Below are 14,570 nucleotides of genomic sequence, written 5' to 3' on the forward strand. Positions count from 1 at the left end.
AAATTGAATATATATCTGTTTTTAAAATCTAATTACGAATTTGTTTAAATGCCTCTGCTTGTTCCTTAATTCCTTTTTCTGCGGCAAAGCGTTCAATGCTGGAAGCGCCAAAGAACCCAACAATACCGTCGACTCTTTTAATCACATAAGCTGCATCGTCTGGTTCAGCGATTGGACCGCCGTGACAAATAGCTGTAATATCTGGGTTAACGGACTTACCCGCATCAACAATTTTTTGAATCCGTTCTACCGCATCATCTAATGTTAGGGCTGTTTTGGCACCAATGGTACCTTTAGTCGTTAACCCCATATGCGCTACGAGCATATCTGCTCCAGCAGCAGCCATTTTTTTAGCCTGTTCTTCATCAAATACATAAGGAGTAGTAAGCATATCCAGCTCGTGAGCTTTGCGTATCATCTCTACTTCTAAATCATAACCCATGCCAGTCTCCTCTAGATTTTGACGAAAAATACCATCAATTAAGCCTACAGTAGGAAAATTTTGTACCCCACTAAAGCCTTGATCTTTCAGCTGCTTTAAAAATACTTCCATCACTCGGAATGGATCTGTCCCATTAACACCTGCAAGAACAGGAGTATCTTTGACAACTGGAAGTACTTCACTTCCCATTTCTACTACTATTTGGTTCGCATCTCCATAAGAAAGCAGCCCTGCTAAAGAACCACGACCTGCCATGCGGTAGCGACCAGAATTATAGATAATTAACATATCTGCTCCACCAGCTTCACTGCTTTTGGCAGTAATTCCAGTACCAGCTCCAACTCCAAGCAAAATATTACCTTGATTGATTTGCTGATTAAATCGTTGCATGATCTCTTTTCTAGTTAACATATTAGTTCACTCCTTTTTTCTTTTCAATTAATTGAATTAATTTCTCTGCAGCTGCTTCTGCAAAAGCTCGGTCATTTATCGCCTGCTCCAATTCAATTACTTGTACTTTTGTTTGATCTACGTTTTCTTTTAATGTATGAAATAACATTTGATCTTCTTCAGGTCCATAAAATGGTTGCCCTTCTACATCTAGTCCAGATAACCCTTTTAAAGGAAGGATTAAAGCAGTACTACCATGTGCCAGATTTAATTTATTAGCAATGACTTTTCCAATTTGCTTATTCTCGTCCACACTTGTGCGCATTAACGTCACAGTTGGATTATGCTTGTAAAACTTGCGACCTGAAAATTTTTCGGGAACGGTTTCAAAAGGTCCAAAGTTAACCATATCCATAGCGCCAACAGAAACTACTTGTGGAATATGATTTTTCGCTGCTGCTTCCAATCGATTTGGACCAGCCGCTAAAACACCACCAACTAGCTCATCAGCCCATTCTGTTGTAGTTATATCCAGTACACCTTCAATAAATCCATCCTCAATAAGGCTTTCCATTGTTCTCCCGCCAACTCCAGTTGCATGAAAAACGAGCATTTCATAGCCTTGTTTCTCCACATACTCCTTTGCATAATTAATACAAGGTGTGGTTAAGCCAAACATGGTGGCCGCAATAAGTGGTTTCTTTTCTATTTCTTGATCATTTTTAAATTGCAACATTCCAGCAATTGCGAAAACAGCATTGGTAAATATCTTTGTAGATATTTGATTTAATCCAGCCACATCAACAATAGATGGATACATCATAATATCGCTTGTCCCAACATAATGTGCTATATTACCAGAAGCAACCGTTGACACCATCACTTTTGGAACTCCAATTGGCAATGCTCTCATCCCAGGAGTAACAATAGAGGTCCCTCCTGATCCTCCAAAAGAAAGCACTCCGGCAAATTTTCCAGCTTCATAGAGCTTCGGTAATAAAACTTCCATTCCTTTAGACAGAGCAAGTGTTGCTTTTGCACGATCTTTTGCAGTTACAATTGCTTGCATATTTTCTCCAGCAGCTTGAAAGATCGCTTCATTAGAAATATCCGGTTCAAATTGAGGCGTAAATACACCTGTGTGGATCGTCAATACTTGAAACCCTAAAGATTCAATAAGTTCTTTGACATACAAAAACTCTTTCCCTTTTGTATCAAACGTTCCTGCTAAAGCAATCGTATTTGTCAATGTACTCTCTCCTTTTACATTAATAAGAAAACGGCATCATATCGAAACGAAAATAATGGTTGTTCAATGTTTTTCCTTTCATATATATGATACCGTTTTCGCTAGTAAATATTAATGTAGTTATGTATGTTGATTTTGTCTTTTTGTTCACTTTCATCCAATAATTTGTAAGCCTTTCCTTATATATTCAAAGCTTTCGTTGAAAAAAGGTAATTTTATTTATCATATAACTGGAAGTAAGACATGCCTTTCCAACTTACAAGGTAAACACTTGTAGGAAAGCGAGAAATTCAACTGGCACGAAATACCTAATATCTTTAGAAGATTATTGGTCATATCCGTAGTACAAACGATCAGCAATCGAAAAAAGAACCCCACTGATTGAAGTTTCACTTTATTTTTTTAAGAACTGTGTTGGCGGAACTCCTTTTCTTTTTTTAAATATTTTGCTAAATTGCGCGTAATTAGGATAACCAACCATTTCAGCAACCGTTACCAAGGGAAGCTTCTCTTCCTGCATCATTTCAATTGCCCGATTTAATCTAAAATCAACTAAATATTGCACAAATGGAACCCCGACTTCTGTTTTAAATAACGTACTTACGTAAGTTCTGGATAAGTTTAAAATAGCTGCCAAATCATTTAATGTAATTTCCTCCATATAATGATGGCTTATGTAATCCTTTATAAAATCAACATAATCTTTTTTATTTGCAAAGCCTTCCATAATCTTTTGAATAGAAGCTTCATATTGTACGTTATACGTTTCTTTAAATGATTTCGTTACAGTGGTAATTACTTGTTCAGCTGGAATACGTTCAAAAACCGACCCGCCAATATATCCGTCTATGTCTGTGCCATCATACATAAACTGCACATCAATCGGTCGGCTAATAGAACCACCATATACCATTTTAATGACATTCGGATTTACTTCATCACACGCGTTAAAAATATCTACGGCTAACCTCTTAGCAGACTGTAAGGATTGAATTTGTTTTGCTCCTAATACTCCACCCGTTGTTAAACCTAGGTGGACACAAATCACATCCGCTCCAGCTTTAAGCATATCGATTGCTTGCGATTGATTAAATACAAATGCTACCGTAAATAAATTCAATTGGTTCGCTATTTGAATAGCTGCAACCTCTTTTGCAAAAGATAGACCCTGTGCTTCTAAGGCTTCTCGAAATTGACCATCAATTAAACCGACAGTCGGATAATTATTTATTCCAGAAAAACCGCACAATTTTATCCGTCTGATATAATCTTCTATATGGATCGTCGGATCTGTAGCAAATAAGCCGAAAATAGTTGGAATTTTATTTACAATCGGCAATAACTCCCGGATAGCAAAATCCATCACAATTTCATTACTATTTGCACATGCTGTAAAACCAGCTAAAGAGCTTACCCCCATTTGACGAAATCTTCCCGAGCTTAGGGCTAAGATAAAATCCGCCCCTCCTTGTTCCGCATATTTTGCTGTAAGCCCAGAACCTGCTGCAACACCAATAATATGTTTATTTGTTCTAATTTGTTGCTTTAATGTTTCCAATAATCTGCTTCTACTTAGCTTCATTTTCTACTCTCCATACCTTTAATTGAAGTATACATACGACAAGTTCAACTATTATAAAGTAAAACTTCATACAGTAGGAATCTTATTCCATCCATAACTGAATGATAGTCCTGAGCGAATCGGGAATTTATGTGCTGCTATCTAACCACTTCGTATCGACTATAACTCTTGAAGTAGTGTTTTTTGGAATATCTAATCAGAGGAACAGCAGATCATTGCTTTTTCTTCATCATTAGAATCTGTCATCATTGCGGATGAAGTAAGAATCCTTTTCTTTGCAAAAATCATATTCTCTTACGATGCTTTAGAAATCGCACCATTTTGTGGTTATCATTTTTTATTTTGTTTGCCATTAATGTATAGGTAGTTCTTCTTTCAAAAGACCTTCAAAAACAAGGGTATGGCTCTTTCATAACAAGCTTTCCTGCACCATACTTCTTATCGGTTTTAGGGTATGCTATGTGTCTTATGACTAGCTCCCCTTTTTCTAAAATAGAAGAGGAAATACAATCACAACATTAACGATCTCACAGGCAATGATAAGCTCGTTGAAAAGACGAGAAATAATGATGTTCTGGTTAATCTTGCTTGTAACTTTACTCCTAATTGTTTTGTTTTTCAAGTCTCCTTATTCCAAAACATATCGAGCATTTCAGCATAATACGAAGCACTGTGCGGAGCTGGAAAAGAAAAAGACCGAAATTCTTTTACCCTATCAGATAATAAACATCTTCCATCAGCAGTTCAAACATTTTTTGAGCATGGTGGTTATTTGCAAACTGGAAAAACTGGTTCGGCGAAAGTTTACACGAATCATGCAGCTTTGATTCAAGATAAAACAAAGCCCCCTATGAAAGTAAACTATCCGCATTACTGTCCAAGGCTTCCTGCACAGTCAATCGTCTTTTTTTGTTTTATAGGGAAACGAGTGCGATCATAGGCAGTAATAATCTCCATTTTTTTCAAAAAGAAGAAGGATGGCTTATTAAGTGCACCCTTCTACATTAAAAATGATTCCTACACGGTCTTAACATATTGTTGATGAGTAAAAAACAAAATGAAATTCTAAGAAAAACAAAGAAAACAAGAGAAAACGTTAGTATATAGAGGGAGTATAAGATTTGTTGCTTTGGGATAAGGGAATAACTGAATAGCCACGTCCGGCTTCAGCGCCCAGCAACGATGCGACTTTAGAAATGCGCCCTACGATAAGGCCTCATCGGTTCGTCTCTAAGGGGAAGGCCGACTAAACACGGGCTTGCCGCTCAGGCGTCGGCATACCCCTGTTTTTAGTGTATGATTCCTTTATCTTTAGTTGATTCGTTCCATTCACTACGTTGCTAAACGGGCGCCCCGCGCCTTTGTTCGTATACCATTTGAAGTATATGATTGTTTTCAAGATGGAAAAGGATTTATTGAGGGCTGATAACTATATTTTACCAGACTAGTTCTGATATATATGGATAAAGGAAAACTTATCACTAATTTGGGAGAGGGTTTTTGATTGCCAAACGCCATCATAAACGGTTTTATCGACTGGAAGGAAATGGATCATCAACATGTAAAAGTAACAATTACCTATGAAGGATTAACTGTAAGCTTGATCTTTAAATTTGATAAGCACGATTGGTTCTAACATTTTCTACCAGTGAACGACCTTGCATTACCCTTGATGGAAAAATTATCCACATCGACTGGTCAGTCCATTATCAGAATTACGCCAAGCAAAAAAGATTTGATCTTACTCACTCGCTTTCAAGCCACCTGGCACTATGATGATGGGACGTTATTTATTTTAATGATAGCGATGTTAATTTGAAATAAATTAAAACCAAATCAGGTTTTCTTTCCTCCCCCACTGATTTTTTAGTACTATAAGGATAAGAGCTAAGTGCCATTGAACGAAAACATGAATTTAGTCATCGTTAACCCCAACTTCCTTGTATTTACGCTCACTCCCCGAAATGAGCGTCTTACGGCATCTTACATTTCGGGGAAACAAACACCCTGAAAGAAAGCAAGGTTTGTGTTCTAAACAATAAATTTCGTAAACCAGGCCACATACTTTGCACCTGGAATAAATAACGCTTGTGCTAACAATGTACCTAGCAAACGCGAGCTGACCATCATAAGTGAAACTCCTTTTAACGTTCGGTAGCTCCCTCTGTTATTGACAACATCATCTGCTAAAACAGAAACTTTTGGATCGACAAACACTACTAGCAAAATCGTCGCTATTCCATTAATTAAGCCGGAAGCCATTACTGCTGTCGCGGCGCGTTCTGGCACAAGCAATGATGCATATAAGGCTGCTAGTACACCTATCGTATAAATAGCCGTAATGATTGTATTTATAAGAAATAATTTCACCGGAATGTCACTTATCCGCAACCCTTTTATATCTGTTCGTTTTGGTAAACGGATATGCTTCCACCCTCGCATAAAAAATTCAATCGATAACCCTTTTTGAATAAGTGCAGGGATCGATCCTTTTTCATTAGCTAAGTGTATGATGGCCCGAGAAAACAATGCAATAAATGTCGGAAAAACGATAATTCCAGCTATCGTACCAGCCGTGGAAGCTCCAATTAAAATCCGATATTGCTCTTCTACAACTTGAAGCGCATGCTCAGGTGGTGCTGTATCTATTAAACTACCTGTAAACGGTTGTTGCATCATATTCGCTAAACGAGATACTATAACCATAACATTAAATAACGCAAGCGCAGAGGCAATCATTTTCACCCTCGCCCCTGATAAACGAACAGCATAAGCCAATGTTTCAATACTATGTATAATGAAAATAAACAGAAAAATGAGCAATAATTTACCAGTAATAACTTCCATGGTGATTAACCTACCTTTTCAACAGCAATAAGGTTATCATACCATGAATCGAAACTTCTCAGGTGGAGTTTTTTCTTCATCCCTATAAAGTTAATCTTCAATCAGTAGAGGTTTTCATTCCTCCCCCACTAATTGTTAGTACCATAAAGGTAAGACCTAAAGGCCTCTTACGAAATAGGGCATTTAGGTGCTGTTATCTCCCACTCAGACTTGTTGTAGTAGAGATTTATCCAACTCCTGAAGTGGAGTCTTACAGCACCTTATATACGGGATAAAAATAGATTAGCTTTTGATTGTAATTAACTTGCTTCCATATTAACAATATATAAAATGATGCAAAAAGAGACTGGAACATAACTAAAACAGTGATTAAAAAAAACGCAATCAATCATCTAACGTGTATACACAAATTTTTAGCGTAGTCAAAATATGTAGACTCCTACAGGACAGCAAGAGCTGGAATACCCCGCAGGAAAGCAATTTTTACTCGAGGAAGCAGAGGAGACCTGCGGAAAGCGATGTATTTTGACATAACGACGTTAGGAGTTTTTTTAAACGATAAGAAAGGGAGTATAAAATTAGGTGCTTGTGGATAACGAAATAACCGACTAGCCACGTCCGACGCATGAGCCCGGGCAACGATGCAACTTTAGAAATGCGCCCTACGATAAGGCCTCATCGGTTCGTCCCTAAGAGGAAGGCCGACTAAAAACGGGCTTGCCGCCCAGACGTCTACGTCGGCATACCCCTGTTTTAGTGGCATGATTCCTTTATCTTTAGTTGATTCGATCCATTCACAACGTTGCTAAACGGGCGCCCCGCGCCTTTGTTAAACAAACAAGCCGGACAATCAATTTATAATTGTTCGGCTTTTGCTATATAGTATTTTCTTATGTCCTAGTCTCTTGCCACATTTTACAAAATGAAACTCATGCAGCAAGATTTTGTCCATGTTATTCAAATAAGGGATACTGACGATATTTGGATTTTTTATTACAATATCTACATTGCCTTTTCTATCTGGTTATTCACTGAAAAATGATGAATGGTTATCTCGGGGCGACTGCCAATCCGAATATTAAAGCCGGTTTGACCAAGCCCTTCGCTAATATAAAATGGACGTCCCTTTAATTGATGAAGCCCTTTTACCATATTCATCTTTACTAACTGTCCCATTTTCCGAAGATGATACGGTTTTGGCCAATGAATTTGGCCTCCATGAAAGTGTCCAGAAAGTAAATAATCAAATCGATAGTCATTCATCGTTAATACTACATTAGGATCATGGGTTAAAACTAAATTAGTGCCTCGATTTATACCAGTGAAAGCTTTTTTCACATCGCTATGTTTCGTGGAATAATTGTCAATTCCAACGATATTTATTTGCTTCCCATCTATCTCTACCTGCCTATTTTCATTTTGCAATGTTTGAAAACCATATTGATTTAATACATTCTTAAGCTTGACAAAGTTTGACTCGTTTAACACATAATCATGATTTCCAAAAACAGCAAATGAACCGTACACTGGTTGCAATTTACTTAAAGCTTTTAGATAAGGAATTAGCTTGGGTATACTCCGTTTCCGGTCTAAAAAATCCCCAGTTAGAGCGATTATATCAATTTTATGAGAACCAATGCTTTCTATTAAACGGTCTGGAGTAACAGAGATGTTTTCTAAATGCATATCTGAGATATGCAATATATGAAGCGTATTTTCTTTACTATCTCTATCGTCTGTATCTATCGTAATTTCATTAACGACGAGTTTCTGTGTATTTTGGTAGCCTTTAACTAATAAGTAACTAACAAGAATACATACTACTAAACCAATATACAATATATCACCTCCTCTACCATTATAAAGGAAACTCTATCGTCTGGCTAAAGCAATATATGGAAATGATCAGCTGCTTTTTTTGCGAAGTTTAAAGAATACAAGGGAGAAAAAATCTTTGACAGTTATTTTATAGTCATATATAATTCTAAATAAAACCGTCTGGATGGTTTTTTTATTGTATAGGAACCTATAAAATGAGGTGCTTGGAGATAACGAAATAACCGACTAGCCACGTCCGGCGCATGAGCCCAGCAACGATGCGACTTTAGAAATGCGCCCTACGATAAGGCCTCATCGGTTCGTCGCAAAGAGGAAGGCCGACTAAAAACGGGTATGCCGCTCAGGCGTTGGCATACCCCTGTTTTAGTGTATGATTCCTTTATCTTTAGTTGATTCGTTCCATTCACTACGTCGCTAAACGGGCGCCCCGCGCCTTTGTTCCTGGAGGGATAAATATGTTATCTAAGGCTGAAAAGAAACGACAGCATATATTAAAATCCGGTACAGCGTTTGTTTTAGAGCATGATTTTCATTCGTTAACATTGGATGCCGTAGCAAGCTACGCTGGAATTAGTAAAGGGGGGCTGCTTTATCATTTCCCTAATAAAGATGCATTACTAAAAGGATTAGCTGACTATATTTTTGAACAATATACGCAGCATTTTCATGATTACGCTGCTAAAGACCCTGACGAAAAAGGGAAATGGACAAGGGCCCTCGTTAAAGTGTCCAAGTGGGATCTTGATCAAAATGCTAAACTTAATGTAGGTATTATGGCTAGTTCCATGCTTGATCCTCATATTACAGAAGGAATGGCGAAAGGATATCAGCATATGCAGAAACAGGTAGAACAAGATAGATTAGATCCCGTGGATGCAAGTATTATTCGGCTGGCAATTGATGGACTCTATTATTCGGAGCTGTTAAATATGGCTCCGATAGATAAAGATCTACGAGAGAAAGTAATTGAAAGACTACTTAGAATGACGAAATAGGGGGGAAGAGAATGAATCCATTTATCCTTTTGATGATTGCCATCGTGAGTGAAGTGTTTGGGAGTACCATGTTAAAAGTATCGCATGGTTTTAAACGACTCTTTCCTTCCCTAGGTGTTGTGTTAGGCATGGGAATGGCTTTTTATTTGTTGTCTATAACGTTAACAAAAATACCATTAAGTACCGCTTATGCTATCTGGTCAGGAGTTGGAACGGCGTTAACTGCCGTTGTAGGAATGGTTCTATTTAAAGAACGAGCTCACATTCAAAAAATTATTGGACTTATCCTTATAATTAGCGGAGTGGTTGCTTTAAGAATATCGAACGGGACATAATGGGAGGAATGGCTGATGAAAGGATATATGCATTTAATAATAGCGATCATTTTGGAAGTTTTTGGAACTACGATGATGAAGCTATCTAACGGGTTTAGTAATCTATTACCAACGATAAGTTTTATCATTGGATTTGGTTTCGCATTTTATTTCTTGTCGTTAAGCTTAAAAACAATTTCCTTAAGTTTAGCTTACGCTATCTGGTCAGGAGTTGGAACGGCGTTAACCGCTTTAATCGGTATTGTCCTTTGGGAAGAACCTTTTAGTTATTTAACAGGGCTAGGGCTAGTAGCGATAATTGGTGGTGTAATTTTATTAAATATTGCCCCAAAGCAAGAAAATGTTTCACAATCAGCCAGTTAAACTTATTGCTTCGTATTTTGCCATTTTCAATCATCCCCTTACACTTTGTTAAACATTGACTTATAATAACTCAGCGTAAAAATGGAAACAATCAGCCGTCCTTTATCCTAGTAGGTGGTAAAGGTGGTTAACTTAATGAACATTTGGAATATCATTGTAATACCCGTATTCTTTATCGGTGCTTTTTTTCTGTTTCATACTTTATCGACTCTACCACCAAGCTTTCTTATAAGAAGCAGTACTCCTATCGAATGCTCATAACAAGTAACATTCCATGTAGGATTTACTAAATAACTTGCTCCTCCTTGATGAACGTCCTTTAATCTTTAAATAGGTTTACTGTTGATTAAAGTTTCTAACACATCTTCTACTATACACGCTCCATATAGAGGCTACATCCTTAGTTAATGAATTTCTGGATAGGTTTTCTCTAAACAAAGTATTGCCACACGACCATATAATGAAAGAGGGAGCTGCGACATGCAACTCCTATAACCATTTTGTTTATTCGGTTAATAACGGATAATAACCTTCTTCTGTATGTGTTTCTGTCCCCACCAAAGGAGGATTAAAAACGCAAACCATCCGCATCTGTGTTTTAGCACGAAGTTCGTGTTTATCATGTTCATTTAGTAGATACATCGTTCCAGCCTTTAGTTTATATATTTCACCTGTTTCCAGTTTTTCAATTTCCCCTTCTCCTTCAATACAGTAAACAGCCTCAATATGATTTTTATACCAAAAGAAATTGGTCGTTCCAGCTTTAATAAGCGTATCATTTAAGCTAAATCCCACATTGTCCTTTTTCATGATAAATCGGCGACTCGTCCAATTATCACTCGATGTTTCATCGTCTGTACCTATAATGTCGTCAAGCGATTTCACAATCATTGGTATATCTCTCCTTTGTCTATTGATTATTATTTTTTCAATACATGCTCCATACTTACTTCTAAAATATCAAATCCTTGGTTAATTCCCTCTTTATCAATAATTAAAGGCGGTAGGAATTTGACAACTTCATCGTTTGGACCAGACGTCTCGACAATTAAACCGATATCAAATGCTGCCTTACAAATTTCTGAAGCACAATTAGGCTCTGGAATCACAATTCCTTGCATAAGCCCCCTTCCTCGAGCTTCTCCCTGTAATGATGGGAATTTATCGATGATACGATCTATACGCTGTCTAACCAGTTTACTTTTTTGGATAATAGATTTTGAAAATGTATTATCCTGCCAAAATGCAGTTAAGGCTTCTGTTGCTGCAATAAAAGCTAAGTTATTTCCACGGAATGTCCCATTATGCTCGCCAGGACCCCACTGATCATATTCTGGCTTGATTAATGTAATCGCCATTGGAAGACCGATGCCACCAATTGATTTAGACAAACAGACAATATCCGGTGCTATACCAGCTGGCTCAAAGCTGAAAAATGTGCCTGTTCTGCCGCATCCAGCCTGAACATCATCGATGATCAACAAAATATCCCAACGCTCACAAATAGAGGCAATCTTTTGTAGCCACTCTATACTGGCTGCATTAATACCGCCTTCTCCTTGTACTGTTTCAAGAATAATTGCAGCAGGTAAAGCAACGCCACTGCCGCTGTCTTCTAGAAACCGCTCTAAATAAGCAATTGAATCCTGATCATTCACATATTTATCATACGGCATCGATACGCTATGATGAAGCGGAACGCCAGCGCCATGACGTTTAAACGAGTTACCAGTAACGGATAAAGAGCCAATCGTCATGCCATGAAAAGCATTTGTAAAGCTAATCACTGTATCGCGACCGGTTACTTTTCTGGCAATTTTCAATGCACTTTCTACTGTATTCGTTCCAGTTGGTCCAGGAAACATAATTTTGTAATCCAGATTACGGGGTTTAAGAATGGTGTTATGAAATGTTTCTAAAAAGGTTTTTCTTGGTGTTGTACCCATATCCAAACTATGAATAATATGATCATCTTGAATATAAGCGATCAGTTTTTCCTGCATGGTGTCATGATTATGTCCGTAATTTAGCGCACCTGCGCCCGCAAAGAAATCAATATACATATTTCCATCTATATCCCAAAGTTTATAGCCTTTTGCTTTTTCAAAGATAGTTGGCCAGCCTCTGCTATAGCTTCTAACTGCAGATTCTAATTCTTCAAATATTTGCATCCGATTATTTTTCACTACTGTTGTAGTCACCAAATCATCCTTTTATTTATTATTTGCCCTTCTAATAGGACCGATTTTATACAATTGCTCATCTTCATGTCCTGTTCTTGGAAAATCGACCGAAGTATAATAATTGCCAACGACGCACTCTGTATCTAGCTTTTTAGCCAAGCCTAAGAATAAATACTGCGAAGGCAAATTAGATGGAGCTACTGTGGCTTCTATATATTGAACCTGTGCTATTCGCTTACGATTTAACAACTGCAACAGCATATGTGTACCTAGACCTTTTCCACGCTGCGCGGCCTCTACAGCCACTTGCCAAATAAATAATGTATTCGGTTTATTCGGATGGATAAACCCGGATATAAACCCGACGACCTCTCCTTCCTCCTCCACAACGATGGATGTTTCGGAAAACATATCACACCATAAGAGATAACTATAAGAAGAATTCAAATCCAGGTTGTCAATTTGGTGAATTAATTCCCATACTGCTGCCCCATCATTTTTTGTAGGCATACGAAATGTAAGTGATTGTTGTTCTACTTTACTGTTAATTGACGTCGTACGAATGGTTGTTTGGATGCTCTCACTTCTCCCTTCCTTTAAAAAATAGGATTCTATATAAGCTTATAAATAAATGGACGACATCGTCAAAAGGCTTTAATTGTGATATAGCCCGATTAAATGGGGTCAGCAGCGCTCACAGCTATAGAAAGGTCTATCCTTAAAGAATAGCTACGAAAAATTCTAAATAATAGTATAGTTAACGAAATTCGATTATTTATCAAACAATATTCCCCCATATTCGACAATTATTGCATTATGGTCATTCATATTCTTATATGTAAGCACGATAAAGTGAATCTTCAATCAGTGGGGTTCCCATTCATCCCTCAGTGATTGTTAGAGGAACGAATCGGGCATTTAGGTAATGTTATCTCCCACTTAGACTTGTTGCAGTACAGATATCCAACTCCTGAAGCGGTAGTCTTACAACACCTTATATACGGATAAAACCGTATAAAATCATTTCCATTTAGATTTCATACGGTTTACTTTTTTTGAGAGGGATTTTGAACTTAGGTTCTTTTTTAACAGATTTAGCTCAATATATTTTTTTCGATTTGCCCATGCTTGATAACAACTTGAATCGTATCATTATTTGCTAACGCATCAATTTCATCTAATGGATTTCCATTTACAACAATAATATCCGCTAGTTTACCAGTTTCTAAGGTTCCTACCTGCTCGTCCCAACCTAAGCATTCCGCTGCTGTTTTCGTAGAGGCAACGATTGTCTCCATAGTACTCATTCCAGCATTCCTCATTAATCCTAGCTCTCGCAAATTGGTCCCATGCTTCATAACTCCAGCGTCCGTTCCCATGGCAATTTTTACGCCTGCTTGATGCGCCTTCGCAATACTTGCATGGTGTTGTTCAATCACTTCTTTTGATTTTGCAACTGCCGAATCTGGCATTCCTACTTCTTTTGCCGTCTCTAATACAGCTACTGGAGCTAATAACGTGGGAACGAGATACGTTCCATTCTCTAGCATCAGTTCAATTGCCTCATCATCGATAAAAATCCCATGTTCAATAGAGTGAACACCTGCTCTTACCGCGTTCTTGATACCTTCAGCACCTTGAGCATGAGCCATCACCTTAACGCCTTTACGAAAACGGGCTTCTTCTACAATTACCTTCAGCTCTTCTAATGAAAATTGCGTAAATTCAGGATGGTCTGTTGCGCTTAACACGCCACCAGTCGCATGAACTTTGATGACTTCCGCACCAGCACGCAACATTTCTCTTGTTTTTTTGCGAACCTCTTCTACCCCATCACATTTACCATTTGGCATTCCTGGATAATCAGAAGCTAATAAATCTACTGTATTCCCTGATACTGTATAACCATCACCGTGACCTCCAGTGATCGTCAATGCATTAATACTTAATTGCATCCTCGGTCCTGATATAAGTCCAACTTCAATAGCCTTTTTCACACCTAGGTCAGCACCTAAAGCGTCACGAACAGAAGTTATGCCAGCATGTAATGTTGCTTTTAAATAGTTTGCTGCTTGGTAATACATAAATGAAAATGGCGTCTCTAACCGCTTAGCAATCGGGGAGTATTCAAACATCATGTGTACATGCGTATCAATAAAACCAGGTAAGATGGTTCCTCCTTGTGCATCGATTACAGTTTCCGCCCCATCCGATTGGTATTCTCTTTCATTTCCAACATACGTAATTTTTTCGTTTTCTATTACAACAATTCCATCATTTATTGGTTCTCCACCATTGCCATCAACAATAATTCCGTTTTTTATTAGCTTCTTTGCCAATTTCGC

13 protein-coding genes and 1 pseudogene are annotated in these 14,570 nt (G+C 37.8%); 4 read left to right on the forward strand and 10 right to left on the reverse strand.

Features of this window, described 5'->3' with window-relative positions; translation table 11 throughout:
• Positions 1–28: 28 nt before the first annotated feature.
• The 3 genes from KBP50_RS11125 to KBP50_RS11135 all read right to left on the reverse strand — a co-directional run bounded on the left by KBP50_RS11125 (position 29) and on the right by KBP50_RS11135 (position 3,663).
• Positions 29–853, reverse strand: a complete 825-nt coding sequence (locus tag KBP50_RS11125) for a phosphoenolpyruvate hydrolase family protein (RefSeq protein ID WP_050352497.1) — start codon at positions 851–853, stop codon at positions 29–31.
• 1 nt (position 854) lies between these two features.
• Entirely contained in the window at positions 855–2,081 is a 1,227-nt protein-coding gene (locus KBP50_RS11130) for a Tm-1-like ATP-binding domain-containing protein (protein ID WP_050352496.1), read from the reverse strand.
• 394 nt (positions 2,082–2,475) lie between these two features.
• A complete protein-coding gene (locus KBP50_RS11135) occupies positions 2,476–3,663 on the reverse strand; it encodes a phosphoenolpyruvate hydrolase family protein (protein WP_050352495.1) in 1,188 nt (395 codons plus the stop codon).
• Between the two features lie 1,504 nt (positions 3,664–5,167).
• Between KBP50_RS11135 and KBP50_RS22490 the strand changes: the two genes are divergently transcribed.
• Positions 5,168–5,299, forward strand: coding sequence for a DUF6544 family protein (locus KBP50_RS22490; protein WP_257786692.1), 132 nt, complete (start codon positions 5,168–5,170; stop codon positions 5,297–5,299).
• 395 nt (positions 5,300–5,694) lie between these two features.
• Here KBP50_RS22490 and KBP50_RS11140 read toward each other — a convergent pair whose 3' ends face one another.
• Together KBP50_RS11140 and KBP50_RS11145 are read right to left on the reverse strand one after the other, a co-directional pair.
• Positions 5,695–6,510 (reverse strand): lipid II flippase Amj family protein, encoded by an 816-nt coding sequence (locus KBP50_RS11140; protein ID WP_050352494.1) that lies wholly within the window; start codon positions 6,508–6,510, stop codon positions 5,695–5,697.
• A 1,002-nt stretch (positions 6,511–7,512) separates the two neighbouring features.
• A complete protein-coding gene (locus KBP50_RS11145) occupies positions 7,513–8,343 on the reverse strand; it encodes a metallophosphoesterase (RefSeq protein ID WP_050353517.1) in 831 nt (276 codons plus the stop codon).
• Between the two features lie 461 nt (positions 8,344–8,804).
• Between KBP50_RS11145 and KBP50_RS11150 the strand changes: the two genes are divergently transcribed.
• From KBP50_RS11150 to KBP50_RS11160, 3 genes are read left to right on the forward strand one after another with little or no spacing between them, the layout of a single operon-like run.
• Positions 8,805–9,344, forward strand: coding sequence for a TetR/AcrR family transcriptional regulator (locus KBP50_RS11150; RefSeq protein ID WP_050352493.1), 540 nt, complete (start codon positions 8,805–8,807; stop codon positions 9,342–9,344).
• An 11-nt stretch (positions 9,345–9,355) separates the two neighbouring features.
• Entirely contained in the window at positions 9,356–9,679 is a 324-nt protein-coding gene (locus KBP50_RS11155) for a DMT family transporter (protein ID WP_050352492.1), read from the forward strand.
• 15 nt (positions 9,680–9,694) lie between these two features.
• Positions 9,695–10,042, forward strand: coding sequence for a DMT family transporter (locus tag KBP50_RS11160; RefSeq protein WP_050352491.1), 348 nt, complete (start codon positions 9,695–9,697; stop codon positions 10,040–10,042).
• Positions 10,043–10,242: 200 nt separating this feature from the next.
• Here the strand turns inward: KBP50_RS11160 and KBP50_RS22110 are convergent.
• The 5 genes and pseudogenes from KBP50_RS22110 to KBP50_RS11180 all read right to left on the reverse strand — a co-directional run.
• Positions 10,243–10,416 (reverse strand): annotated as a pseudogene (locus KBP50_RS22110) (HD domain-containing protein); the annotation flags it as partial.
• A gap of 130 nt (positions 10,417–10,546) precedes the next feature.
• Positions 10,547–10,933, reverse strand: a complete 387-nt coding sequence (locus KBP50_RS11165) for an ectoine synthase (RefSeq protein WP_050352490.1) — start codon at positions 10,931–10,933, stop codon at positions 10,547–10,549.
• Between the two features lie 29 nt (positions 10,934–10,962).
• Complete coding sequence (gene ectB, locus KBP50_RS11170) at positions 10,963–12,243, reverse strand: diaminobutyrate--2-oxoglutarate transaminase (protein ID WP_050352489.1); 1,281 nt, start codon at positions 12,241–12,243, stop codon at positions 10,963–10,965.
• A gap of 12 nt (positions 12,244–12,255) precedes the next feature.
• Positions 12,256–12,735 (reverse strand): diaminobutyrate acetyltransferase, encoded by a 480-nt coding sequence (gene ectA, locus KBP50_RS11175; protein WP_050352488.1) that lies wholly within the window; start codon positions 12,733–12,735, stop codon positions 12,256–12,258.
• Between the two features lie 584 nt (positions 12,736–13,319).
• Positions 13,320–14,564, reverse strand: coding sequence for a metal-dependent hydrolase family protein (locus KBP50_RS11180; protein WP_050352487.1), 1,245 nt, complete (start codon positions 14,562–14,564; stop codon positions 13,320–13,322).
• Between the last annotated feature and the right edge of the window lie 6 nt (positions 14,565–14,570).

This window comes from Virgibacillus pantothenticus (assembly GCF_018075365.1).
Classification (GTDB): domain Bacteria; phylum Bacillota; class Bacilli; order Bacillales; family Amphibacillaceae; genus Virgibacillus; species Virgibacillus pantothenticus.

What these genes read in the sequence shown, in the direction of transcription:
- KBP50_RS11135 (WP_050352495.1), bottom strand. Translation starts at nt 3,663, where the DNA reads ATGAAGCTAAGTAGAAGCAGATTATTGGAAACATTAAAGCAACAAATT.
- KBP50_RS11165 (WP_050352490.1), bottom strand. Translation starts at nt 10,933, where the DNA reads ATGATTGTGAAATCGCTTGACGACATTATAGGTACAGACGATGAAACA.
- KBP50_RS11160 (WP_050352491.1), top strand. Translation starts at nt 9,695, where the DNA reads ATGAAAGGATATATGCATTTAATAATAGCGATCATTTTGGAAGTTTTT.
- KBP50_RS11155 (WP_050352492.1), top strand. Translation starts at nt 9,356, where the DNA reads ATGAATCCATTTATCCTTTTGATGATTGCCATCGTGAGTGAAGTGTTT.
- KBP50_RS11140 (WP_050352494.1), bottom strand. Translation starts at nt 6,510, where the DNA reads ATGGAAGTTATTACTGGTAAATTATTGCTCATTTTTCTGTTTATTTTC.
- KBP50_RS11150 (WP_050352493.1), top strand. Translation starts at nt 8,805, where the DNA reads ATGTTATCTAAGGCTGAAAAGAAACGACAGCATATATTAAAATCCGGT.
- ectA (WP_050352488.1), bottom strand. Translation starts at nt 12,735, where the DNA reads ATGCCTACAAAAAATGATGGGGCAGCAGTATGGGAATTAATTCACCAA.
- KBP50_RS11125 (WP_050352497.1), bottom strand. Translation starts at nt 853, where the DNA reads ATGTTAACTAGAAAAGAGATCATGCAACGATTTAATCAGCAAATCAAT.